The sequence below is a fragment of the Herbiconiux ginsengi genome, assembly GCF_900107435.1.
Classification (GTDB): domain Bacteria; phylum Actinomycetota; class Actinomycetes; order Actinomycetales; family Microbacteriaceae; genus Herbiconiux; species Herbiconiux ginsengi.
In genome coordinates this window covers 767,706-792,293 of the sequence record NZ_FNPZ01000001.1, presented here as the reverse complement: position 1 = coordinate 792,293, position 24,588 = coordinate 767,706, and the positions used below count along the sequence as shown (strand labels likewise).

At 69.5% G+C, this 24,588-nt stretch carries 28 protein-coding genes and 1 tRNA gene; 16 read left to right on the top strand and 13 right to left on the bottom strand.

The window, feature by feature from the left end; translation table 11 throughout:
• Positions 1–97: 97 nt before the first annotated feature.
• Both BLW00_RS03850 and BLW00_RS03845 read left to right on the top strand, forming a co-directional pair.
• Positions 98–262 carry a hypothetical protein gene (locus BLW00_RS03850; RefSeq protein ID WP_245741253.1) on the top strand — a complete coding sequence of 55 codons (165 nt, stop codon included), beginning with the start codon at positions 98–100 and terminating at the stop codon, positions 260–262.
• 142 nt (positions 263–404) lie between these two features.
• Positions 405–668: a hypothetical protein gene (locus BLW00_RS03845; RefSeq protein WP_217634275.1), complete on the top strand. Its 264-nt coding sequence runs from the start codon at positions 405–407 to the stop codon at positions 666–668.
• 94 nt (positions 669–762) lie between these two features.
• On the opposite strand, the gene BLW00_RS03840 is transcribed toward BLW00_RS03845, so the two are convergent.
• The 4 genes from BLW00_RS03840 to rlmC form a co-directional block, all read right to left on the bottom strand.
• The gene (locus BLW00_RS03840) at positions 763–1,059 is read right to left on the bottom strand and encodes a hypothetical protein (protein WP_092549406.1); all 297 of its coding nucleotides are present in this window, start codon (positions 1,057–1,059) and stop codon (positions 763–765) included.
• A 133-nt stretch (positions 1,060–1,192) separates the two neighbouring features.
• Positions 1,193–1,558: a tryptophan synthase subunit alpha gene (locus BLW00_RS03835; protein WP_245741252.1), complete on the bottom strand. Its 366-nt coding sequence runs from the start codon at positions 1,556–1,558 to the stop codon at positions 1,193–1,195.
• Between the two features lie 66 nt (positions 1,559–1,624).
• Positions 1,625–2,497, bottom strand: coding sequence for a KPN_02809 family neutral zinc metallopeptidase (gene ypfJ / locus BLW00_RS03830; protein WP_092549403.1), 873 nt, complete (start codon positions 2,495–2,497; stop codon positions 1,625–1,627).
• A 40-nt stretch (positions 2,498–2,537) separates the two neighbouring features.
• On the bottom strand, positions 2,538–3,668 hold the full coding sequence (gene rlmC / locus BLW00_RS03825; protein ID WP_092549400.1) for a 23S rRNA (uracil(747)-C(5))-methyltransferase RlmC: 1,131 nt from the start codon (positions 3,666–3,668) through the stop codon (positions 2,538–2,540).
• Between the two features lie 223 nt (positions 3,669–3,891).
• Here rlmC and BLW00_RS03820 point away from each other — a divergent pair, with 223 nt between their 5' ends.
• The 7 genes from BLW00_RS03820 (at position 3,892) to BLW00_RS03790 (ending at position 11,802) form a co-directional block, all read left to right on the top strand.
• Complete coding sequence (locus tag BLW00_RS03820; protein WP_245741251.1) at positions 3,892–5,271, top strand: ATP-binding protein; 1,380 nt, start codon at positions 3,892–3,894, stop codon at positions 5,269–5,271.
• A 219-nt stretch (positions 5,272–5,490) separates the two neighbouring features.
• On the top strand, positions 5,491–6,198 hold the full coding sequence (locus BLW00_RS03815; protein WP_092549397.1) for a GntR family transcriptional regulator: 708 nt from the start codon (positions 5,491–5,493) through the stop codon (positions 6,196–6,198).
• On the top strand, positions 6,195–7,703 hold the full coding sequence (locus BLW00_RS03810; RefSeq protein ID WP_092549393.1) for an MmgE/PrpD family protein: 1,509 nt from the start codon (positions 6,195–6,197) through the stop codon (positions 7,701–7,703). The genes BLW00_RS03815 and BLW00_RS03810 overlap by 4 nt, the downstream gene beginning before the upstream one ends.
• On the top strand, positions 7,703–8,608 hold the full coding sequence (gene prpB, locus BLW00_RS03805) for a methylisocitrate lyase (RefSeq protein WP_092549390.1): 906 nt from the start codon (positions 7,703–7,705) through the stop codon (positions 8,606–8,608). Before BLW00_RS03810 ends, prpB begins: the two co-directional genes overlap by 1 nt.
• Before the next feature lie 51 nt (positions 8,609–8,659).
• Positions 8,660–9,778 carry a bifunctional 2-methylcitrate synthase/citrate synthase gene (locus tag BLW00_RS03800; protein ID WP_092549387.1) on the top strand — a complete coding sequence of 373 codons (1,119 nt, stop codon included), beginning with the start codon at positions 8,660–8,662 and terminating at the stop codon, positions 9,776–9,778.
• 117 nt (positions 9,779–9,895) lie between these two features.
• Positions 9,896–11,116, top strand: coding sequence for a cation:proton antiporter (locus BLW00_RS03795; protein ID WP_092549384.1), 1,221 nt, complete (start codon positions 9,896–9,898; stop codon positions 11,114–11,116).
• Between the two features lie 161 nt (positions 11,117–11,277).
• Positions 11,278–11,802, top strand: a complete 525-nt coding sequence (locus BLW00_RS03790; RefSeq protein WP_092549381.1) for a nucleoside deaminase — start codon at positions 11,278–11,280, stop codon at positions 11,800–11,802.
• A gap of 55 nt (positions 11,803–11,857) precedes the next feature.
• Here BLW00_RS03790 and BLW00_RS03785 read toward each other — a convergent pair whose 3' ends face one another.
• Positions 11,858–12,385 (bottom strand): gluconokinase, encoded by a 528-nt coding sequence (locus BLW00_RS03785; protein WP_245741249.1) that lies wholly within the window; start codon positions 12,383–12,385, stop codon positions 11,858–11,860.
• Positions 12,386–12,405: 20 nt separating this feature from the next.
• Positions 12,406–12,927, bottom strand: a complete 522-nt coding sequence (locus BLW00_RS03780; protein WP_092549375.1) for an Lrp/AsnC family transcriptional regulator — start codon at positions 12,925–12,927, stop codon at positions 12,406–12,408.
• 142 nt (positions 12,928–13,069) lie between these two features.
• Here BLW00_RS03780 and ald point away from each other — a divergent pair, with 142 nt between their 5' ends.
• Positions 13,070–14,191 (top strand): alanine dehydrogenase, encoded by a 1,122-nt coding sequence (gene ald / locus BLW00_RS03775; RefSeq protein WP_092549372.1) that lies wholly within the window; start codon positions 13,070–13,072, stop codon positions 14,189–14,191.
• Here the strand turns inward: ald and BLW00_RS03770 are convergent.
• Positions 14,152–15,024 carry a hypothetical protein gene (locus BLW00_RS03770; RefSeq protein ID WP_092549369.1) on the bottom strand — a complete coding sequence of 291 codons (873 nt, stop codon included), beginning with the start codon at positions 15,022–15,024 and terminating at the stop codon, positions 14,152–14,154. The two genes, ald and BLW00_RS03770, sit on opposite strands and share 40 nt — an antisense overlap.
• 272 nt (positions 15,025–15,296) lie before the next feature.
• Here BLW00_RS03770 and BLW00_RS03765 point away from each other — a divergent pair, with 272 nt between their 5' ends.
• The 5 genes from BLW00_RS03765 to BLW00_RS03745 all read left to right on the top strand — a co-directional run bounded on the left by BLW00_RS03765 (position 15,297) and on the right by BLW00_RS03745 (position 18,069).
• The gene (locus tag BLW00_RS03765; protein ID WP_175494116.1) at positions 15,297–15,830 is read left to right on the top strand and encodes an NADPH-dependent FMN reductase; all 534 of its coding nucleotides are present in this window, start codon (positions 15,297–15,299) and stop codon (positions 15,828–15,830) included.
• A complete protein-coding gene (locus BLW00_RS03760) occupies positions 15,827–16,360 on the top strand; it encodes a flavin reductase family protein (RefSeq protein ID WP_092549366.1) in 534 nt (177 codons plus the stop codon). The genes BLW00_RS03765 and BLW00_RS03760 overlap by 4 nt, the downstream gene beginning before the upstream one ends.
• A 135-nt stretch (positions 16,361–16,495) precedes the next feature.
• Positions 16,496–17,023, top strand: a complete 528-nt coding sequence (locus BLW00_RS03755; protein ID WP_245741247.1) for an RNA polymerase sigma factor — start codon at positions 16,496–16,498, stop codon at positions 17,021–17,023.
• A gap of 129 nt (positions 17,024–17,152) precedes the next feature.
• A complete protein-coding gene (locus tag BLW00_RS03750) occupies positions 17,153–17,530 on the top strand; it encodes a YybH family protein (RefSeq protein ID WP_092549360.1) in 378 nt (125 codons plus the stop codon).
• A 32-nt stretch (positions 17,531–17,562) separates the two neighbouring features.
• Complete coding sequence (locus BLW00_RS03745; RefSeq protein ID WP_092549357.1) at positions 17,563–18,069, top strand: hypothetical protein; 507 nt, start codon at positions 17,563–17,565, stop codon at positions 18,067–18,069.
• A gap of 1 nt (position 18,070) precedes the next feature.
• Here BLW00_RS03745 and BLW00_RS03740 read toward each other — a convergent pair whose 3' ends face one another.
• Complete coding sequence (locus BLW00_RS03740; RefSeq protein WP_092549354.1) at positions 18,071–21,073, bottom strand: DEAD/DEAH box helicase; 3,003 nt, start codon at positions 21,071–21,073, stop codon at positions 18,071–18,073.
• A gap of 49 nt (positions 21,074–21,122) precedes the next feature.
• Positions 21,123–21,512 carry a VOC family protein gene (locus BLW00_RS03735; RefSeq protein WP_092549351.1) on the bottom strand — a complete coding sequence of 130 codons (390 nt, stop codon included), beginning with the start codon at positions 21,510–21,512 and terminating at the stop codon, positions 21,123–21,125.
• A 220-nt stretch (positions 21,513–21,732) separates the two neighbouring features.
• Here BLW00_RS03735 and BLW00_RS03730 point away from each other — a divergent pair.
• Positions 21,733–21,806, top strand: a tRNA-Arg gene (locus BLW00_RS03730).
• Between the two features lie 57 nt (positions 21,807–21,863).
• Here BLW00_RS03730 and BLW00_RS03725 read toward each other — a convergent pair.
• The 4 genes from BLW00_RS03725 to BLW00_RS03710 form a co-directional block, all read right to left on the bottom strand.
• Positions 21,864–22,502, bottom strand: coding sequence for a DUF5701 family protein (locus BLW00_RS03725; protein WP_217634274.1), 639 nt, complete (start codon positions 22,500–22,502; stop codon positions 21,864–21,866).
• 145 nt (positions 22,503–22,647) lie between these two features.
• The gene (locus BLW00_RS03720) at positions 22,648–22,986 is read right to left on the bottom strand and encodes a hypothetical protein (RefSeq protein ID WP_092549348.1); all 339 of its coding nucleotides are present in this window, start codon (positions 22,984–22,986) and stop codon (positions 22,648–22,650) included.
• A gap of 46 nt (positions 22,987–23,032) precedes the next feature.
• On the bottom strand, positions 23,033–23,239 hold the full coding sequence (locus tag BLW00_RS03715; RefSeq protein ID WP_092549345.1) for a hypothetical protein: 207 nt from the start codon (positions 23,237–23,239) through the stop codon (positions 23,033–23,035).
• 75 nt (positions 23,240–23,314) lie between these two features.
• Positions 23,315–24,535 carry an alpha/beta fold hydrolase gene (locus BLW00_RS03710; RefSeq protein ID WP_217634273.1) on the bottom strand — a complete coding sequence of 407 codons (1,221 nt, stop codon included), beginning with the start codon at positions 24,533–24,535 and terminating at the stop codon, positions 23,315–23,317.
• Positions 24,536–24,588 lie beyond the last annotated feature (53 nt).

Sequence of the window (24,588 nt, the reverse complement as noted above, 5' to 3'; positions counted from 1 at the left end):
CGGCCGTGGGCGCGGCATCGGATGGGCGCGCCCGTGGAAACGGGGTCTTGCGGCGTGGGCGCTTCCAATGTCGGTGGTGCGGCGCACAATGGGCCACATGAACAACATGGAGATCTGCGAACGCTGTGAGGGGTCAGGAGCCGACCCGATGCAGGCCCTCGTCGACGATCTGGTCGAGCTGTGCATCGAGTGCCGTGGAGACGGCGTCGTGGTCGGTTTCGACGTCATCGAGCACGAGGAGTTGCTGCGCCTCTCCGCGTGATGCCGTCGCGCTGAGCTGCGGTGCTCGTCGGGCGATGGCGCGCGGCGTTTCGTGCTGTACACATGAAACGAACTGGTAACGAATCGAAGCGTGTGGTGCGAAATGCCCCCGAACGCGGGACGATTCTCGTAGGAGGATTGGGATGGGCAGACACTACCGACGTAGCGTTTCGTCTCAGCCTGCCGTGGTCGCCGAACAGGACTCGTCCGATCCGTATGCCGCGTATCTCAGTTGGGTCGAGCGCGGCAAGCCTTCGTTGAGCGGCGGCGGCGCGGCAGCGGTGCGCCCCGAGGCCGGAACGGTGCTCCTCACCGAGCACGTGCAGGTGCAGGAGCTCTCGGGCCTGCTCCCGGCACCCGAGAAGCCTTCCCCCTGGCAGCGCCTCGTCGGCGCCTTCCGTCGCTGACCTGCCTCACGCATCGCGACCCGCCAAAATCTGCCCCGAAATGGTGTGGAAGGGGGCGGATTATGGCGGGTCGCGAGGGGTGTGGCGGGGTGGGCTACTGCACGCCGAGGGTGAAGTGCACCGATCCGTTGGCGTCGACCTGGGCGTCGAGCACTTTGTCGCTCAGCGCATCCGCCGCCTCCGGTTCGAGATAGACCCGGGCGCCGGAACTCTCCACGACCTGATCGGTCGGATGCGGACGCGGCGCGACGGCCACCTCGAAGTTCTCGCGCTCGGCGGTGGAGATGCGCAGTCCACCTTCGGTCGCGGTGTCGACGTCGCCGGATGCGGCGAGCGTGCGGTCGGCGAGGTTCTTGACCACGGCGCCGGCGTTCTCGGTGAGGGTGAGCATCGGGCTCTCCTTCCGGTTGGGAGCTCCCCACCCTTCCGAGAACGGGCGCCCACCACCACCCCGAATCAGGGAGCTCTGCGGCGATTCACACCGAACTCGGATACCCGCCGACCACGGCGGCGGGCGGGGTGGATCAGGCGGCGCCGGTGCCCCCGGTGCGGCGCCCGGCTGACGCGGCCGAGCCCTCCGGATGCGCGCCCTGCGTGCCGATCAGCCGCCACACCGCGCGGGTGAGGCCCGGGTGGTCGAGCGCGATCTGGCGCAGCACGCGGTAGTCGCGGGCCGATCCGGGTCGACGGCCGCCGTTCTCGTTGATGTTGTCGGCGCGCAGCAGGTAGACCACCAGTTCGTCGACGGTGGGCAGGTCGTCCATGAAGTCCCACGGATCCTCACCCGCCAGCAACCGCTCGTGCACGATCGTGTCGAGTTCGTCGGCCGCCTCGGCGCGCAGCACCTCGAGGCTCGCCCGCCCGCGGGGAAGGTGCTCGTTCGTGCTCACCCCATCGAGCCTAAGCACGCGCCGGGCCGCCCGCCAATCGAGCGCGCCTCACGATTCCGGGCGGGGTCAGAGCTGCGCGGCGGGCACGCTGAAGGTGTCGCAGGCGCCGGGTCCGCCGGTGAGACCCGTCTCGAACCAGTGCTGCCGCGACGCGCTCGATCCGTGGGTCCAGCTCTCCGGGTCGACCTGACCGCTGCTCTGCTGCTGGATGCGGTCGTCGCCGATCACGGAGGCGGCGTTCAGCGCATCCGCGATCTGCTCGCGGGTCACCGGTTCGAGGAAGGTGACGCCGTTCTCGTCTTCGATCGTCGAGGCGGCCCCGGTCCAGGCGCCCGCGAAGCAGTCGGCCTGCAGCTCGGTGCGCACCGAATCGGAGGCCGGTCCGGTGAGCGAGTGATCGGTGCTGCTCAGGATGCCCGCGAGCTGCTGGATGTGATGCCCCCACTCGTGCGCCACGACGTACATCTGCGAGAGGGTTCCGCCCGACGCTCCGAACCGGCTGCGCAGCTCGTCGAAGAAGGAGGTGTCGACGTAGATCGTCTCGTCGGGCGGGCAGTAGAAGGGGCCGGTCGCGCTCGAGGCCTGGCCGCATCCGGTGCTCGTGGCCTGCTCGAAGAGCACGAAGTCGGCGGGCGAGCGGTACTGCACGCCGAGGGCAGGCGCAGTGTCGGCCCAGTAGACGTCGAGCGAGTTGGCGGCGCCCACCATGAGGCAGTCGGTGCTGGCGTTGGCGTCTGCGCCACTCTCGCAGTCGAGGGTCTCCTCGGTCTGCGTGCCGCTGCCCGCGCCGCCCGCGAACCCCGTGAGGTCGACGCCGAGCACCTGCGACAGGATGAACAACCCCACCACCACGATCGCGCTCCCGCCGCCGATGGCCACGTTGCGCCCGCGCTTGGAGACCTTGCGCGAGTCGAGCTTCGAGTCGTCGTTGAAGGTCATGGCCTGACGCTACTGCGATCGGCGCGCGCCGGAAAGGGGTTCAACGGCGCTCGAGCAGCGTGACCACCTCGAGGTGCGCGGTCTGCGGGAACATGTCGAGCACCCGCGCCCGCCGCACCGCGAACGACGGCATGGCCGCGAGGTCTTTCGCGAGCGAGACGGGGTTGCAGCTCGAATAGATCACGGTGCGGGCTCCGGATGCGTCGAGCCGGGCGGCCAGGTCGGGCCCGATGCCGCGGCGGGGCGGGTTCACGATCACGAGGTCGGGGGACCGGTGGACGTCGGGCTCACCCAGGTCGGCCGTCGCATCGCCCACCTCGAAGCGCACGTCGGTCAGTCCCGCCTCCTCGGCGCTCAGCCGTGCGCTCGCCACCGCATCGGCGCTCGTCTCGATGCCGAGCACTCGCCGACCGGGCGCCGCCACGTGCAGCGCGAAGCCGCCGACCCCGCAGTACAGGTCCCAGACCGACGCGGGTGCCTTCTCGTCGACCCACTCCCGCGCCTGTGCGTAGAGCTGCTCGGCCACGGCGGTGTTGGTCTGGAAGAAGCTCTGCGGGCGCAGGTGCAGCGCCACATCGCCGAGGCGCATCGTGAGGGTGGCGCGCTCGGTCAGTACGATCTCGCGGTCGCCCTCCACCACCGCCTTGTGCTCGGGCAGGAGGTTCACCGAGACCACCACGGCCCGCGGCAGCCGCTCCTGCAGCCACGGGAGGTGCTGACGGATGCGCGCGACCGACTCCTCGCTGCGCACCACGAACCGCACCATCAGCTCCCCGCTGGGCGCCTCCGTGACGAGCACGAACTTCAGCTCGCCATGCCGGTTCGGCACGTCGTAGGGCACGAGACCGCTCCTCGTGACGAACGCAGCGAGCGTCGGCAGCGCATCCTGGATCCCCGGCTCCAGGATGCCGCAACCCTGCAGGTCGACCCCGCGGCCGCGGCCGTCGAGGATGCCCAACGTGGGTTGCTCGACGGAGCCGCCGACGACCATCTTGGCCTTGTTGCGATAGCCGCTCTCGTGGCTCGCCACGGGGGGCAGCCATTCGATGGGCCCGAACCCGGCCAGCAGCTCTCGGCAGCGGTGGTCTTTGGCGGCGAGCTGCTCGGTGTAGGGCTGCCCCATCTGCGTGCACGAGCGGCAGAGCCCGGCGTCGAAGTAGGAGCACTGCATGGGTACATTCTCGCGCGCGGCTGGCCTGCGGTCAGTCGCGCGCTTATTGCCGGCGCCGCCGCCACTGCGGCGCCGGGCGACATGTTCGGCTGAGGTCGGAGAGCCCGGCCTGCGGTCGGACCCTCCGGCCTCGGCCTCACCGCGGGTCGGGCGAGGGAAAGTGCGAAGCGGTACCCTGATTTCCTGCCCGCACCGGCATCGGTGCCACGCTGAGGAGCACCGAATGACACAGGGATCGTCGCTGGATGGACGTTCGTTTTACTTCGACGATCCGGACGGGACGCCGTTCGTGGCCGGCAGCTTCGTCGCGTTCACCGAGCCCGGTGAGGGCGTTCAGCTCGGGCAGGTCGACGCGGTCGAGGTCACGGCCGACGGCGGGCACTCCGGCACCGGTCGTCTGCTCGGCCGACTGAGCGCCGACGGCGGGATGGTCAGCCGGGTCGGCGCCCCGTTCCGCAGCGCCGAGATGGCCGAAGCCGACGACGACGCGATCGACCGCATCTTCGCCGACGCCGGCGCCACCCTGGCGATCGGCCGCCTGAACGAGTCGCCCGAGGTGGCCGCGCGACTCGTCCCGGGCCGCTTCAACCGGCACACCTTCTGGTGCGGGCAGAGCGGATCGGGCAAGACCTACGCGCTCGGCGTCGTGCTCGAGCAATTGCTGGTGTCGACCCGGCTGCCGATCGTGGTGTTCGATCCCAACGCCGACTTCGTGCGTCTGCAGGAGCTGCGGGAGAGCACCGAGACGGCCACCGACGAACAGGCCGCCCTCGCGAGCCGGCGCATCCGGGTGCTGCGCCCCGAGCACGCCGGCGGAGATCCGCTCCGGGTGCGCTTCACCGAACTGGGCATGCGCTCCCGCGCCGCGGTGCTCGGCATCGATCCGCTGACCGACCGCGCCGAGTACAACGCACTCATGCACCTCGAACGCGAGTACGGCATCGAGGAGCAGGACCAGATCATCCCGCGACTGCGCGCCACCGGCGAGCCGGCTGCGGTCGCGCTGGCTCTGCGCATCGAGAACCTGCGCCTGCTCGACTGGGACCTCTGGTCGGGCGAGACCGAGGCGGTGACGGATGCGCTCGAGGAGCGCCCCGACGCCACCGTGCTCGACATCGGCGGCTTCACCTTCCCCGACGAGCACCTCGTGGTGGCGCTGTCGGTGCTCGACGACCTCTGGGCCAAACGGGAGAGCCGACGCCCGATCCTGATCGTGATCGACGAGGCGCACAACCTCTGCTCACCGGATGCGGAGAGCCCGCTCGCCCGCGCCGTGCGCGACCGCATCGTGCAGATCGCCGCCGAGGGGCGCAAATTCGGGCTCTGGTTGCTGCTGTCGACGCAACGGCCGTCGAAAGTGCATCCGAGCATCCTGTCGCAGTGCGACAACCTGGCGTTGATGAAGATGAGCTCGCCCGTCGACCTGGCCGAGCTCGCCACCGTCTTCGGCTTCGCGCCGGCCGCTCTGCTCGAGCGCTCGCCGGCCTTCCGCCAAGGAGAGGCCCTGTTCGCGGGCGGATTCGTGCCCGCACCCACGGTGGCCCGTCTGCGCACCCGCCTCACGGAAGAGGGCGGCGTCGACGTGCGGGTGCCGCTGCGCTGACGAGTCCGCACCCGCCTCCATGACGTTTCGGGAGGAGGAGAAGAGAAGTGACCCCGTATCCGGCCTCGGTTCGGCTCTCCTCCTCCCGAAACGCACGGGCGACCGGCATCGCGCCGACACGTGGGAACGCACGACTATCTTGTGTATACACAGTTTCTTGTGCGAGCGGTTCTTGCGGCGTAGAGTGGCCTCAATGTATACACAGAAGGTGTGCCCCTGATGGCGCGGGCGAGCGAGACGGCCTACGCCGCGCTTCGCGAGGAGATCCTGTCGTGGGATCTCGCGCCCGGCACCGTGCTCGCCGAGGTCGAGCTCTCCGGCCGCTTCGGCATCTCCCGCACCCCCGTGCGCGAAGCCCTCGCCCGGCTCGTGGCCGATGGTCTCGCCGAACCGCAGGGTGGCCGTGGCCTGGTGGTCAGCCCGGTCGAAGCCGAGAACGTCACCGAGCTGTTCGAATTGCGCCAGGCTCTCGAGGCGCAGGCGGCCTCGCTGGCTGCCGAGCGGCGCGAGCTGGCCCCGTTCCGCGCGCTGCAGGATCAGTTGCGCGAAGTGCCTGCGCTCCTGACCGACCCCGATCCCGGCCGACACGCCTACTACGACCTCGTCGCTCGATTCGACGACGCGGTCGACGAGGCGGTGCAGAATCCGTTCCTCGTCTCGGCCCTCTCCGCGGTGCGCACGCATCTGGCGCGCCTGCGCCGGCTCTCGCGCGACAACCCGGCCCGCCTGCTCGAAGCCGCGCGGGAGCACCTGCTCATCGTCGACGCCATCGTCGACGGCGACGCCCGGCTCGCCGCCGACGCGACACGGGTGCACCTGTACCGGAGCCTCCGCTCCACCCTGGGCTCGCTCGACCGTTCACTCGGCGGCAACCCGACCCTGATAGACAGCACGGCAGTGCGAGAAAAGGATGCGACACCGCGATGAATCTGCACGAGGTACGAGTTCACCCGAGCGACGAGAACCTCCCGCGCGAGGAGCAGCTGGCATGGAAGATCGCCGAGGTCGCCACCGATCCCGTCGAGGTCACGCCCGAGGTCACCGAGATGGTGATCAACCGGATGATCGACAACGCCGCCGTGGCCACCGCGTCCATCACCCGCGCGCCCGCCGTCGCCGCTCGAGCGCAGGCCCTCGATCACCCCTACGCGCCCGGATCGACCGTCTTCGGCGTCGACGGCCGCTTCGGCCCCGAGTGGGCCGCATGGGCGAACGGGGTCGCCGTGCGCGAACTCGACTACCACGACACCTTCCTCGCGGCCGAGTACTCGCATCCGGGCGACAACATCCCGCCCATCCTGGCGGTGGCGCAGCACGCCGGGCGCACCGGCGCCGAGCTGGTGCGCGGCATCGCCACGGGCTACGAGATCCAGGTCGACCTGGTGAAGGCGATCAGCCTGCACGCCCACAAGATCGACCACGTCGCCCACCTCGGGCCGTCGGCAGCAGCCGGCATCGGCACCCTGCTCGGCCTGTCGACCGAGACGATCTTCCAGGCCATCGGCCAGGCTCTGCACACCACCACGGCCACGCGCCAGTCGCGCAAGGGCGAGATCTCGACCTGGAAGGCGTACGCCCCCGCGTTCGCCGGCAAGATGGCCGTCGAAGCGGTCGACCGGGCGATGCGCGGCCAGACCAGCCCCACGCCGATCTACGAGGGGGAGGACGGCGTGATCGCCTGGCTCCTCGACGGCCCGGAGGCGCGCTACCAGGTGCCGCTGCCCGCCAAGGGCGAAGCCAAGCGCGCCATCCTCGACAGCTACACCAAGGAGCACTCGGCCGAATACCAGGCGCAGGCCTGGATCGACCTGGCCCGCAAGCTGCACAACGAGCATCCGGAGCTCCTCGACCCGTCGGCCATCGGCAGGGTCACGATCCACACCAGCCACCACACGCACTACGTGATCGGATCGGGCGCGAACGACCCGCAGAAGTACGACCCCACGGCGAGCCGCGAGACACTCGACCACTCGATCCCCTACATCTTCACGGTGGCGCTGCAGGACGGCGCGTGGCACCACGTCGACTCCTACGCGCCCGAGCGGGCCGGCCGCCCCGACACGGTCGAGCTGTGGCAGAAGGTGCGCACCGTCGAAGACCCGGAGTGGACCCGCCGCTACCACTCCACCGACCCCGCCGAGAAGGCGTTCGGTGGCCGGGTGGAGATCATCCTGACCGACGGATCGACCGTCACCGACGAGATCGCGGTGGCGGATGCGCATCCGCTCGGCGCCCGGCCGTTCGCCCGGGCCGACTACGTCCGCAAGTTCGAGACGCTCGCCGACGGCGTCGTGGAGGACGCCGAGATCGCGCGCTTCCTCGCTCTGGTCGAGCGCCTGCCCGAGCTCGACGCCACCGAGCTGCCGGGCCTCACCGTGACCGCTCGACCCGGGCTGCTCGAGTCGATCCCGCTCCCGAAGGGACTGTTCTGATGCTGTACTCCACCGTTCCGGCCGCCGAGAAGCGCGCCGCCTTCCGGGCCGCGCTGAACTCCGGTGAGCTGCTCCGGATGCCCGGCGCCTTCAACCCGCTGTCGGCCCGCCTGATCGAGGAGAAGGGCTTCGAGGGCGTCTACATCTCGGGCGCCGTGATCGCGGCCGACCTGGGATTCCCCGACATCGGGCTCACCACGCTCAGCGAGGTCGCCGGCCGCGGCGCGCAGATCGCGCGGATGACGAACCTGCCCACCCTGATCGACGCCGACACCGGATTCGGCGAGCCGATGAACGTGGCGCGCACGGTGCAGACGCTCGAAGACGCGGGCATCGCGGGCCTGCACATCGAAGACCAGGTGAACCCGAAGCGCTGCGGGCACCTCGACGGCAAGGCCGTGGTCGACGCCGACACCGCGGTGAAGCGCATCCGTGCCGCCGCCGACGCCCGGCGCGATCCGAACCTGCTGATCATGGCCCGCACCGACGTGCGCGGGGTCGACGGACTCGGTGCGGCCATCGACCGTGCGAAGCAGCTGGTGGATGCCGGCGCCGACGCGATCTTCCCCGAGGCGATGGCCGACCTGGGCGAGTTCGAGGCGATGCGCGCCGCCGTGCCGGTGCCGATCCTGGCCAACATGACCGAGTTCGGCAAGAGCGAGCTCTTCTCGACGCAGCAGCTGAAAGACGTGGGTGTGAACCTCGTGATCTACCCCGTTTCGCTGTTGCGCATCGCCATGGGCGCGGCCGAGCGCGGTCTCGACACGCTGGTGGCCGAGGGGTCGTTGAAGAGCGAGGTGCCGGCGATGCAGACTCGCGCGCGGCTCTACGAACTGCTCGACTACGCCGCCTACAACGCCTTCGACACGTCCATTTTCGATTTCGATGTTCCGGATGCGCGCTGAACGGCGCATCCTGGACAACGCGCGCACTGAACCGAAGCACGAAGGAGTGAGATGACCGATCCATCCGACATCCGCAAGGGGCTCGCCGGCGTAGTCGTGGACTACACCGCGATCTCGAAGGTCAATCCCGAGACCAACTCGCTGCTCTACCGGGGCTATCCGGTGCAGGAACTCGCGGCGAACTGCACCTTCGAGCAGGTGGCCTATCTGCTGTGGAACGGGGAGCTGCCGAGCGACGAGGAGCTGGCCGCCTTCGAGCAGTCGGAACGGTCGCAGCGGGCGCTCGACCCGGCGGTGAAGCGCGTGATCGACGAGTTGCCGGTCACGGCGCATCCGATGGACGTGCTGCGCACGGCCGTGAGCGTCGTCGGCGCCCTCGACCCCTCGTGGGACGACGCGTCGCCGGCCGGCAACCTCGCCAAGTCGGTGACGCTGCTGGCGAAGATCCCGGCGATGGTGGCCTACGACCAGCGGCGGCGGCGCGGGCAGGAGCTGGTGGAGCCGGATGCCTCGCTCGGCTTCTCGGCGAACTTCCTGAAGATGACGTTCGGTTCGGTGCCCTCGGATGTCGTCGTCGACGCGTTCGACGTGTCGATGATCCTCTACGCCGAGCACTCCTTCAACGCCTCCACCTTCACCGCGCGCGTGGTGACCTCGACGCTCGCCGATCTCTACTCGGCGGTGGTCGCGGCGATCGGTGCGCTGAAGGGCCCGCTGCACGGCGGCGCCAACGAGGCCGTGATGCACATCTTCGACGAGATCGGATCGGCCGACCGGGCCGAGGCCTGGCTCGACGAGGCGCTCGCCGGAAAGCGCAAGATCATGGGCTTCGGGCATCGGGTCTACAAGAACGGCGACTCGCGTGTGCCCACCATGAAGGCGGCGCTCGACACCCTCATCGAGGAATACGACCGGCAGGATCTGCTCGACCTCTACACCGCGCTCGACGACGCGATGCAGGCGCGCAAGAACATCAAGCCCAACCTCGACTACCCCTCAGGACCGGCCTACCACCTCATGGGCTTCGACACCGAGATGTTCACGCCGCTGTTCGTCGCCGCCCGCATCACGGGCTGGACGGCGCACATCATGGAGCAGCTCGCGTCGAACGCGCTCATCCGTCCGCTCTCGGAGTACAACGGCCCCGACGAACGGCACCTCACCGCCTGACCGCGCCGGTTCCAAACCGCAAACGTCGCGGCGCTCGCCGCCCCTGAGAGGCCGGATGCCGCGACGTTTGCGATTTTCGACGAGGGACACCCGGCCGCGATACGCCAGAATGGCGGCATGGAGGTCAATCCTGTCGCCCTGGTGATGGTGCCGCTGCTCGCCGTGCTGGCACCGCTGATCGCGGCCGCGGTGGGGCGGGTGGCGAAGGTGCCGCTCGTGGTCTTCGAGATCCTGCTCGGCATCCTGGTGGGGCCGAGTGTGCTCGGCTGGGTGCCGGCCGACGAGTTCATCGCCGTGCTCGCCAACCTGGGTCTCGCGATGCTGTTCTTCATGGCCGGCAACGAGATCGATTTCGGCGCGATCACAGGGCGCCCGCTCGGGCGGTCGAGCCTGGGCTGGGTGATCTCGCTGGCCCTCGGGCTCATCGTGGGGCTGGTGCTCGCGCCCTCGGTCGAAGCGGGCATCTTCATCGGCGTCGCCCTGACGTCGACCGCGCTCGGCACGATCATGCCGATGCTGCGCGATGCCGGCGAGCTGTCGACGCCCTTCGGCCGTGCCGTCACCGCGATCGGGGCCGCGGGCGAATTCGGCCCGCTGATCGCGATCTCGCTCTTCCTCAGCGGGCGGAAGCCCCTCGTCGCGGCACTGGTGCTGATCGGGTTCGTCGTGATCACGGGCCTCGCGATCTGGCTCGCCTCGCGCGGGCCGCACACTCGGCTGCACGCGATCATCACGGCCACCCGGCATTCCAGCGGACAGTTCGCGGTGCGCCTGGTGCTGCTGTTCGTCGCGGCGCTGGTCTGCCTCAGCATCGCCTTCGGCCTCGACATGCTGCTCGGCGCGTTCGCCGCGGGCGTGCTCTACCGGGTGCTGCTCTCGGGGGCGCCCGAGGCCGACAAGGAGGTCATCGAGTCGAAGCTCGAGGCGGTGGCGTTCGGGTTCCTCGTGCCGATCTTCTTCGTCTACACCGGCGTCACCTTCGATCTCGCCTCCCTCATCAGCTCCCCGAACGCGCTGCTCCTCGTGCCGGTCTTCCTCGTCCTCTTCCTCGTGGTGCGCGGTCTGCCCGGGATGCTGGCAGCACCGCTCGGCGCATCCGGCGACGACCGCGCGGCGATCGCCCTGTTCAGTGCCACGGGGCTCCCGATCATCGTGGCGGTCACCGACATCGGCCTCGAGGAGGGTGCACTGCAGCCCGGCACGGCCGCGGCGCTCGTGGGAGCCGGAATGCTCTCGGTGCTGCTCTTCCCGCTGATCGCCTTGGCGCGCCGCCGCAAGACCTTGCACGGGCAGACCCTCCCGCCCGACGAGGGCGTGCACGTGCCCGTCGAGGGCTGAGCGCCCGCCCGACCCACCACAAACGGGCCGAATGCGCTGAGGCCGGTTCAGAACCGCACCTCTGGAGCCGATCGCGCCCGTATACGGCTCGGTCGGCCGCACGTTTGCGGAACTGAACCGGGCCGGCGCGGCCCGGCGCGCATCCGTGGGAAGGTGGTGGCATGGCCGCATCCGAAACCGCCGCATCCGTTCCTTTCGCCGATGAGTCCGTCGCGCTCGACTCGGGCGATCGTGCGCACCTCGAGCGGGCCGTGGCGCTCGCTCAGGCCGCCCGTGACCGCGGCGACCATCCGTTCGGCGCCCTGCTCGTGACAGCCGACGGCGTTGTCATCGAGGCGATGAACACGGTCAACACCGGCCACGACCCCATCGGGCACGCCGAGACGAACCTCGTGCGCGACTCCGGGCAGCGCCTCGAGATGGCCGAGCTCGCCGGCAGCACCCTCTACACGAGCACCGAGCCGTGCGCGATGTGCAGCGGAGCGATCTACTGGGCCGGCATCCCGCGCGTCGTGTTCGCCCTCTCGGAGTCGGAGCTGCGCGAACTCGTGGCCGCCCAGGAGGGCGTGCCCACGATGGCGCTGCCTTGCCGCGAGGTGTTCGCCCACGGCGGCCGCGACGTCGAGGTGGTGGGCCCCGTCGCCCTCGCGGAGGCCACCGAGGTGCATCGCGGCTTCTGGGTCTGACCCTCACTGCCCTCGCGCTTCCCACGCGACCGAGCAGGAGCGAAGGGGCCGGCGGTCAGATGACGGGCGGGCGGGGAGTCACGGCGGCGTCGACACGAGCCAGCACCTCCGCCGGCGGTCCGTCGATGCTCACGATGACGCCCGCTTCGTCGGGGGCGAGCGGCTCGAGGGTCGCGAGTTGGGAGTCGAGCAGCGACGCGGGCATGAAATGGCCGGGGCGCGCGGTCATCCGCTCCCAGAGCAGCTCCCGCGAGCCGGCGAGCTCCACGAAGACGGCGTCGGGAGCGGCGGCCCGGATGCGGTCGCGATAGACGCGGCGGAGCGCCGAGCAGGCGACCACGATGCCTCCGGGCGACCCCGCCAGGGTCGCGGCCACGGCATCGAGCCAGGGCCACCGGTCGGCGTCGGTGAGCGGGATGCCGGCGGCCATCTTCGCAACGTTGGCCTCCGGATGCAGGTCGTCGCCGTCGACGAACACCCACCCGTGCCGAGCCGCGAGACCCGATCCGATCAGTGACTTGCCCGAACCCGAGACTCCCATCACGACGACGCGGAAAGGGTGGGGCGACGCATCCGTACTCACCCGTCGAGCCTAGGGCGTGCTCAGGGCAGCGCGCGGGCCGGCGGAGCGGCGACGGCTTCGCGCACCTGGCTCCAGCTCGACCCCTCCTGCATGTGCTCGACGCCGATCAGGTGGTCGAAGACGATGTTGGTCTGCGTCGACGCGACCGAGTTGTCCATGCTGAGCTCGGTCGCCACGAAGTCACGGAGCTGCCCGGTGGAGGTGCAGGCCACGTGGATGAGGAAGTCGTCGGCGCCGCCGAGGAAGAATACGTTCAGCACGTTCGGCAGCGTGATGACGCGCTGGGCGTAGGTCTTGATCTGGGCCCGGGCCTGGGCTTTGAGCCGCACGGCCACGATCGCCTCGATCGGCAGTCCGAGGGAGGCCCAGTCGGGCTGGGCGTGGAAGGAACGCAGCACGCCGCTCTGCTGCAGGGCCCGCACGCGCACGAGACAGGTGGAGGGCGCGATGCCCACGCGCTCGGCGAGCTCCTTGTTCGGAAGCCGGGCCTCGCGGCAGAGTTCCCAGACGATGCGCTCGTCGATTTCGTCGATGGTGGCCATCCGCTTCCTCTTCCGAACTCACGCGGGCAATATTTCCCGCGCACCGAATTATATTCGGAGATAGTGACAACCATACAAATCGGTTCGATAATTTCGATGCAGAAAGCGAAGAAGCCGTCCCGCGTGGAGAAGGAGAACGACCGTGATCATCGGTGTTCCGAAAGAGATCAAGAACAACGAGTTCCGTGTGGCGATGACGCCGTCGGGGGTCTTCGAACTCGTCAAGCACGGTCACCGTGTGATGGTGCAGGAGGGCGCGGGCCTCGGCGCCGCGATCGCCGACGCGGAGTACGAAGCGGCCGGCGCATCCGTCGTCGACCTCGACACCGTGTGGACCGCGGAGATGATCGTGAAGGTCAAGGAGCCGATCGCCCCGGAATACAGCCGGATGCGCGAAGGCCAGCTGATCTTCACCTACCTCCACCTCGCCGCGGCCGAGCCGCTCGTGAACGCACTGCTCGAATCGAAGGCCACCTCCATCGCCTATGAGACCGTGCAGCTGGCCGACGGGTCACTGCCGCTGCTCGCCCCCATGAGCGAGGTCGCCGGACGGCTGAGCGTGATGGTCGGGAGCTACCACCTGATGGGCTCGCAGGGCGGCCGTGGTGTGCTGCTCGGCGGGGTTCCCGGGGTGCGCCCGGCCAAGGTCACCATCATCGGCGCCGGCATGGCGGGCGAGAACGCGCTGGCCCAGGCGCTCGCGGCGGGAGCCGACGTCACGGTGCTCGACCTCTCCATCCCGCGGCTGCGCCACATCGACGAGGTGTTCGGCGGCCGCGCGAAGACCGTGGTCTCCAACGCCTACGAGATCGAGCGCAGCGTGCTGGAGGCCGACCTCGTGATCGGCGCCGTGCTGGTGCCGGGGGCGAAGGCTCCGAAGCTGGTGTCGCACGAGCTGGTGAGCCGGATGAAGCCGGGCTCGGTGCTCGTCGACATCGCGATCGATCAGGGCGGCTGCTTCGAGGACTCCCGCCCCACCACGCACGACGAGCCCACCTACCGTGTCGAGAACTCGATCTTCTACTGCGTGGCGAACATGCCCGGATCGGTCTCGTCGACCTCGACCTACGCGCTCACGAACGCGACCCTGCCCTACGTGGTGCAGCTCGCCGATCGCGGCTGGCGCGACGCAGTGGCACGTAACGCGGCACTCGCACCCGCCGTCTCGACCGTCGACGGTCACCTCACGCACGCGGGCACAGCGGATGCCTTCCCGCACTTCGGCTACACGCCGCTGGTGGAGCTGGTGGAGCTGCCCGCCTGACCGGGCCCGTCCGCGACGCCGATCGCCTCACGGATGCGATCGCGTTGCTCCGCGAACGGCGGGAAACCGTCGAAGAAGCGGACCTTCTGCGACCACTCGGCCGTGCCGGTCGCGTCGCGGTAGGAGAAGCCGGGCGTGTCGGAGAGCACATAGTCGGCCCAGCTCTCTGCGAGGTCCTCGACGACGCCCGTGGCGGCGTACTCGGTCACGAAGGTGTCGAATCCGCCATGCGAGTCGAAGAAGTCGGCTACCGCGGCGTCCTCCGTCCCCATAGCCTCGGCACGGGGCGCCTCCGCGCCGTATCGCTTCCAGAATGCCGATTCGAAACCGGCGATCACCGAGTCGGCGCGCGCGCAGCCCCCGACCACGCGAAGAGTGGCACACGCTCCGGCGACGGGTGAGACCTGGCCGTCGGAGAGGCTCAGCATGTGCCCGTACTCATGGATCATCGTGTGCAGCAGCTCGTTCGCGTCGTCATTCCAAGCGGTGTTGACGGTGAGATCCCAGAAGGCGTCGTCGGCGTCGTCTCGAGAGACCGATGCCGACGACGAGTCGTCAGGGTCGTGGTAGACCTCGAAGACGGCAATGTGCTCGGTGTCGACGCCGGCCACTGCGGTGAACACGGTCCAAGCGCGAACGATGTCCTCGTCGGGCGAGACGCCCTCGGCGGTGCTGCCGAGCGTGCCCTCCTCCACGAGGAAGCGGTGCGCATCGTCGATCGTGCGGAAGTCGCTGTCGGGGCCGTCGAGGCCCACGACGAAGAACAGGGCACCGGCTGCGATGAGCAGCCCGGCCAGAACCGCCCCGAGAACCACGAACGGATTGCGCGACATTCTGAAACCGTAGCGAGGCAGCCGGCATCGCGCTGTCCACCTGTGTTACCGCCTGGTTAAGAAGCGCCGGGGGCCTGGCCGGCGCTGCATCCGCTGCCGCCCGGTTGTGACGGAAAGTTACCCACGAAATACGGCTGAAACCGAGCCGGGCGATACTGGAAGAGCAACGTGAGCCGTTGCGGGCCCACCGGGCCACAAGATCTCGGTGGTGTGTGAGCGATGCTGCGTTGCCGCATCCTCATCTCCTGTCAATCGGTCAGAAGTGGGAACACATGACAATCACCGTCACCGTCGTTGTCGGAAATCCGAAACCCCAGTCCCGCACCCGCACGGTGGCGGAGACGCTCGTCGCGAAGCTGCTGGAGCCCGGCTCCTACGACCTCGACGTGATCGACCTCGCCGATCACACCGCCGAGATCTTCGCGTGGCCGTCGGAGCAGATGGCGGCGCTGAACGCCCGCGTCGCGTCGAGCGATCTCGCCGTGTTCGCCTCACCCACCTACAAGGCCACCTACACGGGCCTGCTCAAAGCCTTCCTCGACCGGTATCCGGCCAACGGGCTGGCGGGCGTGACCGCCATCCCGGTGCTCACCGGCGCCGACCTCACCCATTCGATGGGTCCGACCGTGAACCTCGCGCCGCTGCTCGTGGAGCTCGGCGCGATCGTGCCGGGTCGTGGCTTCTACTTCGTGGCCGGGCAGATGGACCACCTCGACGAGATCGTGGGCGCCGCGGCCGAGGAGTACGCGGCGAACCTGGCCCGGCTCGCGAGTGTCGCGGCAGTGACTCAGGGGGTGTCGGCATGACGATCACCCAGACGACCGGCGCCGCCATCGACCCGCGCGCCTTCCGCGACGCACTCGGGCACTACGCCTCCGGCATCACGATCATCGGCGGACTCGAGGAGGGCCCGAACGGGCCGGAACCGGTCGGTTTCACCTGCCAGTCGTTCTACTCGGTGTCGACCGAGCCGCCGCTGGTGTCGTTCAGCGTGATGACGAACTCCACGACCTATCCGCGCATCCGGGAGACCGGCAAGTTCTCGGTGAACGTGCTCTCGCATCACCAGCACACGGTGTCGAACCAGTTCGCGCGCAAGGGCACCGACAAGTGGGCGGGCATCGAGTGGACGGCCACCGCGAACCGCAACCCGGTGATCGCCGACACCCTGATGTGGCTCGACTGCGACATCTGGGCCGAGCACGAGGCGGGCGACCACTCCATCGTGATCGGTCGGGTCAACGAGATGAGCCCGACGGAGTGGCACAAGCATGAGCCGCTGCTCTACTTCAAGGGCCAGTACCGGCACCTGCGCGACGGCGGCATCGAGCGCTGAGGCCCGGGCTGCGGCTCGCCGCCGACAACGGCCAGGTTCAGCTCGGCCCCGGCTCGGAGCGGCTCGCCTTCGTCGATGTGATTGGATGATCCGGCGCCCATCGGGGCGTTCGATCACGGGTGACAAGGCGGGGCGGTGGCAATTCCGATGCGGATGGAGCGTTCGACACGGCATGCATCTCTGGAGGCGATGATCGGCAGCGATCCGCAGCGGCTGCGGCGCCGCGCCATCTCGCTCGGCGTGCGGCCGGATGACGCCGACGACATCGCGCAGACCGCGGCACTGCGGGCGTGGAGATCCGTCGACACGCTGCGGTCGGCCGACGCCGGCCCGCTCTGCGCCTGGCTCGACACGATCGCCCGCAACACGGTCATCGACGCCCAGCGCGGGCGCCGGCCCGTGCTCGTCGCGCTGGACGACGTGATCGCCGATCCGAACGACGTGGTGGCCGACGTGGAGATCCGGGCCGCTCTCGACGAGGCGCTGGTGCACATCAACGCCCTGCCCGACGGTCTGCGCGTGCCGTTCCTGCTCACCGTGATCGAGGGACGATCGGCGGCCGAGGTCGCGGCCATTCTGCACATCTCGCCGGTGACCGTACGGCAGCGCGTCGCCCGTGCCCGCAGGGCCATCGCGCATCTGTCATTGGCCCGCACGGCGTAGTTCCCGACATCCGATCGGCGTGGTTTGTCACATCTTTGCTCGATGTGCGTCCTTCTCCTTAGGCGCGACCGATCGCGACCGGGCTCACGGTGGGCCCGGCCGGCCCGCCTGACGAATGAAGGACGTTCCATGACTCTCGTGACCCAGCTCGACCAGCTCCCCCTCGCGTTCGCCGAGCGATTCAACGCCGGAGACGTCGACGGCCTGCTGGCCCTCAATGCACCCGGGGCGATCTTCGTGCCGGCACCCGGACAGCCGGTGCACGGCGAGGCGGATGTGCGCGCGGCGCTCGAGGGGTTTCTCGCCCTGCGCCTGCCCATCGGCATGACCGTTCGCCGCGCCTTCGCCGCCGGCGGTACCGGACTCGTGGTGGCCGACTGGTCGCTCAGCGGAACCGGCCCCGACGGCTCGCCGGTGTCGCTCGGCGGCAGCACCGCCGACGTGGCCGTGTTCGACGAGGCGACCGGCTGGCGCTACCTCATCGACAACCCCTTCGGCACGGTCTGACCCGCCTCCATCGAACACGAAAGGATCATCACATGCAGGACTACACGGCACTGAGCGCGCAGCTCACCTCACCCGAGCAGCTGCTCGCACTCTGCGACGAGCCCCAGGTGTTCGGCGCCAAGAAGCAGGCGCAGGCCGCCTACGCGCTGTGGAGCCGAGCCGAGGAGCGGTTCGTCGGCGCCTACCAAGGGGTGCAGGCACCGGGTGGAACCGGCACAGGGTTCGTCGTGCGGGTGTTCTGGAACCCGGCGGAGGTCACTCCCGACCTCGGCGCGGTGGTGGAGGCGATCCAGTCGGAGTTGCCCATCGCGATGATCCGCGACGACGAGAAGGCCACCTACAAGGGCCGCGACAAGAAGCAGGGTGTCTTCTTCGTCTGGCAGGGCATCCGTTCCCGCCCGCTCTCGCAGTGGCTCCACGAGCGATTCGGCGTCTACGGATGCGTCACGCAGCTCTTCGCGAAATCCGACCTGACGCAGAACGTCGCGGTGGTCGCGGTGGTCGGCGGGGTCGATCACCTCTGGACGCTCACCGCCTGAACTAGGCCAGGAGGCCGCGGATGTCGTCGGCCGTGAGCGCTTGGGAGAACAGCGCGTCGTCGTCGAGCACGGCGTCGAAGAGTTTCGCCTTGTGCTCCTTCAACGCCATCACCTTCTCCTCGATCGTGCCGGAGGCCACCAGCCGGTAGACGTTCACCGGATGCGTCTGCCCGATGCGGTGCGTGCGGTCGATCGCCTGCGTCTCGCTCGCCGGGTTCCACCACGGATCGAGCAGATAGACGTAGTCGGCCTCGGTGAGGGTGAGGCCGAAGCCGCCGGCTTTCAGGCTAATGAGGAACACCGGCGCGTCTCCCTCCCGGAACCGGCTGATCACCTCGGCGCGCCGGCGGGTGGAGCCGTCGAGGTATTCGTAGGCGATGCCCTCCGCATCCAGCCGTACCGCGACCTTCGTCAGATACGACGTGAATTGGCTGAACACGAGCGAGCGATGCCCCTCGGCCACCACCTCGCCGAGGTTCTCGACCAGCACCTCGAGCTTCGACGACGGCACGGAGGCGTGCGCCTCATCGATCAGCGTGGCGTCGAGACTGAGCATCCGCAGCAGGGTCAGCGACCGGAACACGATGAAGCGATTGCGATCGAGATCCTCGATCAGGCCGAACAGCTTCTGCCGCTCGCGTTGCAGCACCGTGTCGTAGAGGTGCCGGTGGGCGGGCGCGAGCTCGACGTGCAGCACCTGCTCCTGCTTCTCGGGCAGTTCGGGCGCCACCGCCTCCTTCGTGCGCCGCAGCAGGAACGGTCGGATGCGCCGCCGCAGCCGCGTGAGCAGGCGCGGGTCGATCCCGCGCTCGATCGGCCGCTGGTAGTGCTCGGCGAAGCGCACGTGGCTCGGGAAGAGGCCCGGAGCCACGAGATCGAAGAGCGACCAGAGCTCCATCAGGTTGTTCTCGAGCGGGGTGCCGGTGATGGCGAGCGTGAAGTCGACGTCGAGCTCCCGGGCGCGGGCGTGCAGCTTCGAGGCGTGGTTCTTCACGAACTGCGCCTCGTCGAGCACGAGTCCCGCCCAGCCGAGGGATTGGTAGGCCTCGAAGTCGAGGCGGAAGAGGGTGTAGCTCGTCACGACGACGTCGGCTCCGCGGGCGACCTCGCTCAGCGACGTGGGGCTCTTCGCCTGGGTCGCGGTGACGGGGCGCACCGTCAGGCCGGGGGTGAAGCGGGCCGATTCGTCGGCCCAGTTCGACACGACCGACGTGGGGGCCACCACCAAGAAGGGGCGGGATGCGACATCCGGTTCGGCCGTCGCTGCGGACTCGCGGGCGTGGGCGATCAGGGCGAGGGTTTGCAGGGTCTTGCCGAGGCCCATGTCGTCGGCCAGCACGCCGCCGAGCCGGTGGCGCCAGAGGAAGGCGAGCCAGTCGAATCCGGCCTTCTGGTAGGGGCGGAGCACGCCGTTCACGCCGGCCGGCAGGGGCGTGGGCTCGACGGACTCGACGTCGCGCAGGCCGGCCACCGCCGCCCGCCAGCTCTCGGCCTCGATCGATTCGTCGGCGAGATCGTCGAAGTCGCTCCAGAGGCTCACCTGGTGCTTGCTGAGGCGGACGCCGGTCTCCCACTCGTCGAGGGTGCCGGCCTCCTCGAGCAGTTCGCGCAGGCGGTCGAAAGCGGGGTGGTCGAGGCGCAGGTAGGTCTTGTTGACCATGAGCAGCTTCTTCTGGCCCTTCGCGAGTGCCTTGAACAGCGGGCCGAAAGGGATGCGGTAGCCGTTCATGTTCACCACGATGCCGAGGTCGAACCAGTCGCGTTTCAGCGACTCGACCATGGTGATCGTGACATCGGGATGCCCGTCGAGCTCGCGGTAGGACGGCCTCGGGCCGATCACGTCGACCCGCACGCCGTCGAGCGCGTCGAGCATCGGCAGGGCGCGCTCGGCGAAGGCGGCGGCCTCCACACCGCGCAGCGTGAGGGAGGGGGAGAGCGGGTCGATGCGCGGCGGGAAGCGCACGAGTACGGCATCCAGCTCGACCGCCGTCGTCGCGAGGATGCGCTTCTCGGCTGCCGGGTCGCGCTGGCCCACCCAGTCCCAGTCGAGCTGCAGCACGTCGCCCGACCGGAAGCGCGCCGTGAGCACCAGCACGGGCGGCGGCACCTCGGGTAGCTCGAGCGAGCCGTCGGGGCTCGTGATGGTGACGCCCTGCTGCAGGCTCGGGTAGTACTCGTCGAAGAATTGCGCCGTCTCGGCCGAGGGGATGCGCAGGGTCGGCTGGCCGAGCAGGCCTTGCTCGCCAGGTGTGAGCGGCGCGGCCGTCGGCGCGAGCACGATCTCGGGGCGCTCGCCCAGGCGCGCGTAGCCGTAGACGCCGTGGTCGCCGATCGGGCCGGTGTCGGTGGCGGGCCAGTCGGTGGGGGCAGGGGCGTCGGCCGCCGGTCCTGCGCCTTCGCCCGCGCCTGTGCCGAACGCGACCGTCGGCGTGAGCTGGAGCGCCCCGCCCGGCCGCAGTCGCGCATCCAGGCCCACGGATGCGCGGCCCAGCACTCGCACGGAGCCGCCCTTCGCCGAGGTGAGCAACTCGATTCCGCGGCGCTCGCCCTCGGCCAGCAACTGCCAGAGCAGGGGGCTGGCGAAATCGTCGAGGTTCAGCCAGTCGGTCTCGGGCGGGGTGAGGCCCTCGCGGGTGGCGCGGTGCAGGGCGGCGAACTGGGCGAACCAGCGGTGGTGCTCGGGATCGAGGTTGAGGCGGTTGAGCTGGTGGGCGAACGAACCCCAGGTGACGTTCGCCTTGACGTAGGAGCCGGATGCCGCCCGGATGACCGGCCGCACCCCGAGCCGCCGGGGCGGGCGGGTCGTGGGGTCGGCCTCGGCATCGGTCGCGGTCTTGGCGGTGGGGCCGCGCCAGCGGTCGTGGGTGCGAGGGGAGAGCTCACGCACCTCGAACTGGAGGCCCATCGGGGTGGTGGGCTCGTTCTCGCGAGGATCGGCGGACGTCAGCGCGCCGACGACGGACTGCCAGCTGCTGCCGCGGGAGGCGGGCGAGGCGTCGGGCATGCGTCCATCGTCTCACCAGCCCCCGTCACTGCGGTTCCGGCTGCCCGATTCAGCCCCCCATCCCAGGGGCCCGCTGCGACACGCAGAGGAAGTTCCCCTCGCTGTCGCGGAACCACGCGGCCATCGATCCGTCGGGCATCGTCACGATCCCGTCGACGGTCTTCATCTCGGGGAAGTCGTATTCCTCGAAGACCACGCCGTGGTCGCGCATCCGCTGCATCTCGGATCGCAGGTCGTCGGTCATCCAGCCCATCTGGGTGTTCTGGGCGGTGCCGGCGTTCTCGGTCTCGTAGAGCTCGAAGCCGGAACCCTCGTTCTGCCGGTAGATGAGCACACCCTCGTGCTCCTCGTTCGGGTCGAGTTCGAGCTTGTCGTGGTAGTAGCCCCGTGCCCGTTGCAGGTCGCTCGCGGGCAGGACGGTGTGTTGTTCTTTCAGCATCGCAATCGTCTCCTCGTCATTGAGTGGATGACTCGGACAGGAGCGCCGAGAGGCAAGTCGCGGCAGGCACGTTCGGGCGTCGTGAATCGCGGGTCGGTGTCCCCGCTTCGTCGTGATCCCAGGGTACGCGCCTGTCGGGCGCAGAGCCAGGGGCCGACTTTGACGCCCATTCCCGGCATGCTAGGCTCTGATGTTCGTGCGGAGAAGTCGTTCGCACACTGCGCCCTTAGCTCAGCTGGATAGAGCGTCTGACTACGGATCAGAAGGCCAGGGGTTCGAATCCCTTAGGGCGCACAGAACGAAGACCCCGAGTCGATGACTCGGGGTCTTCGTCGTTTCGGTGCAGGTCGTTCACCGTGGGGTGGAGGCGAAGCCGAGCCAGGTGTGACGGTTGCCGGCCCAGCACCAGCCGAGCTTCGGGGCGCCGCGGCGGGCACGGCCGTCGCGGCCGGTTCCGCCGCTGATCCAGATGGCGGGAGTGCGGGCATCCAGTGCGCCGTCCCGGATGAGGCGCGATCCGATGGTCATGAAGCACTTGCCGGGCTGCAGCTGCTCCGGCTGCTGCAGCAACCAGCTGATGCCCTCGTGCACGGTGAGCGGTCGCCGACCGCGCGCCGTGATCTCGGGCAGGGCCTCGGCGGGGCTCCAGTTCGACATGTCGTCGCCGCGGTCGATGGCGTGGACGAGGTAGAGCGGGCGATCGGGCAGCTCGACGCCATCGATGGCGGTGAACTCGTCGAGATCGGTCAGGTCGCCGACCACGAATCCGCGCTTGCCGTTGCGGCTGAGCAGGGGCGCCAGCGCGCTCGCCGCGGCGAGCCGTGGGTGCACTGCGAGGATCGAGTCGGGTCCGGCGCGCAGACCCGAGGCGAGGCTGCGGAGTTCTTCGGCGCTGACGCCGGCTGCGGCGGGGAGACCGGCCTCGATCAGGCGGTCGACCTGCTCGCGCACGGTGGGGGTGGGGGTCATCGAAACGGGCGTGATGGTCATGACGGCAGCACCTCTTCGTCGCGGGGAGTGCTGGAGGCAACCGCCGGCGCGCGCCGAATCTTCCCGTCGACGCTAGTAATTGCGCAAATAGCGAAGACCGACGCGCTATAGGCGTCGGTCGCGCCTATATGCACATATTCTCGCGTCAGTCGCCGTCGATGAGGTGCAGCAGGCGCTTCGCGGCCTTCGCGATGTCGTCGTGGTCGTTCTGGGCGGCGCGACCCTCCGCCGAGATGACGCCACCGCGGCGCACCTTCGCGAAGTCGCCGTAGGGAAAGCTGTAGCGGCCCTTCGTCTCCTCCGACTTCTCGGAATCGACGCCGAGGAACCACTTCGCGTACTCCCCGAAGCCGTGCTCCTCGATGAAGGCGTTCTCGTCGGCGGCACTCGCAGCGGCCTCGCTCCAGTCGTCGCGCACCACGGCACCCGATTCGATGAGCGAGCGCGCGTGCGAGACGCCGGCCCGGTTCAGCTTCACGGTCATGCTTCTCCTCCTCAGCAGATCTCCGGCGCTCAGTCGGCGTCCGGGCTCAGTCGGCGTCCGGGTCGATCACGCCGGACGTGTCGTCGGGCGCCGCCGGGTCGGTGACGTCGCCGTCGGCGTCCGGATGCGGGTTGTCGGCGTGCTCGTCGGCCGACGCGCTGTCGTCGCCCGGCCCGTAGTCGTCGTCGATCCGGTGCTCGTAGGCGTACTCGTCGAGGTTGGGATCTTTGTCGCGATCGCTGGATGCGGTCATGGGTCGCTCCGCTCTGTCTCGGTGCCTTCCATCGTGCGCCTCTCGCGCGCATCCGCAACCCGTTCGGCCGACGGATCAGCCGGCCGGTGCGGTGGAGGGTGCCGTCGAAGACGCCGGAGCGGCCGTCTTCAGCCAGTCGACGAGCTTCGGCACCGCGCGCAGGGCGACGAGGCCGTGGCCGGTGTCGGCGATGGTCTCGAAGGTCACCTCGGTGCCGAGGGCACGCTCGCCGGCCACGAACTGCGCCGTGATCTCGGGGCGCACCAGCTGATCGGCGTCGCCCTGCGCCACGAAGAGCGGAACGGGCAGACGCACGCCGCCGGGCGTGTTCTGGGCGAGCAGGGTGGCCCACGGCTCGGTGGTTCCGGGGTCGCCCGCGAGGTACTTGCCGATCAAGGGCGTCGCGATGTCGTGGAGCTCCCTGTTCTGGCCGAACAGGCATAGCGCTGCCATCTCGTCGGTGACCGCCGCCCCCTCGGGAGTCAGGATGCTCTCGAGCGTGGCCCCCGGAGTCGTCGGCTCGTAGACGGAGGAGTAGGCCGCGAAGGCGTACGACCCGATCGTCACGCCCGAGACATCTCCGACGTCGGCCTTCAGGAGTTCCGCGAGGTTCGTGGCCGGAGCCGCCACCGCGACCGCCTGCAGGTGCAACTCGGGAGCATAGTCGGCCGCCCGCTGCGCCGCGAACAGCACGGCCTGGCCGCCCTGGGAGTGGCCCCAGAGCACGAGGCGGGTGCCGGCGCCCGTGCCGTCGAGCGCGCGGGCGGCCCGCGCCGCGTCGAGCACGTTGTTGCCCTCGGTGTCGCCGATCAGGTAGGAGTCCGGCCCTGCAGCGCCCATGCCGGAGTAGTCGGTGGCGACCACGACATAGCCCGCATCGAGGAGTTGCGTCAATCCCTCGATCACGTCGAAGGGCGCGATCCCGAGCGACGGCGCACAGCGCTGGGCGGCGCCCGTGGTCGGGTGCCCCCAGGAGACGATCGGACGCCCACCCGGCGGTGCCGGCGAATCGGGCGCCACGACGACGCCCGACACGAGAATGTCGCTGCCGTGCACATCGGTCGAATGGTAGAGGATGCGCCAGGCCTTCGAGCCGTTCGGTGCGCTGAGGAGGGGTTCCTCGCGCAGGAGGGTTCCCGGTGCGGCCGCCGGCACCGGATCGGGCACCTGGTAGAACGACTCCTCGGTGGCCTCCTCGGCAGTGCCCTCCGCGAGCCGGCGGTCGGTGGTCCAGTAGCCGGAGGCGATCGCAAGTCCGAGCCCGATTGCGGCGAGCAGTCCGACTCCGATCAGCACGCGGCGGACGCGGTGCCCACGGCCGCTCCGGGCTGGGCGGGCCGGCTGGGTAT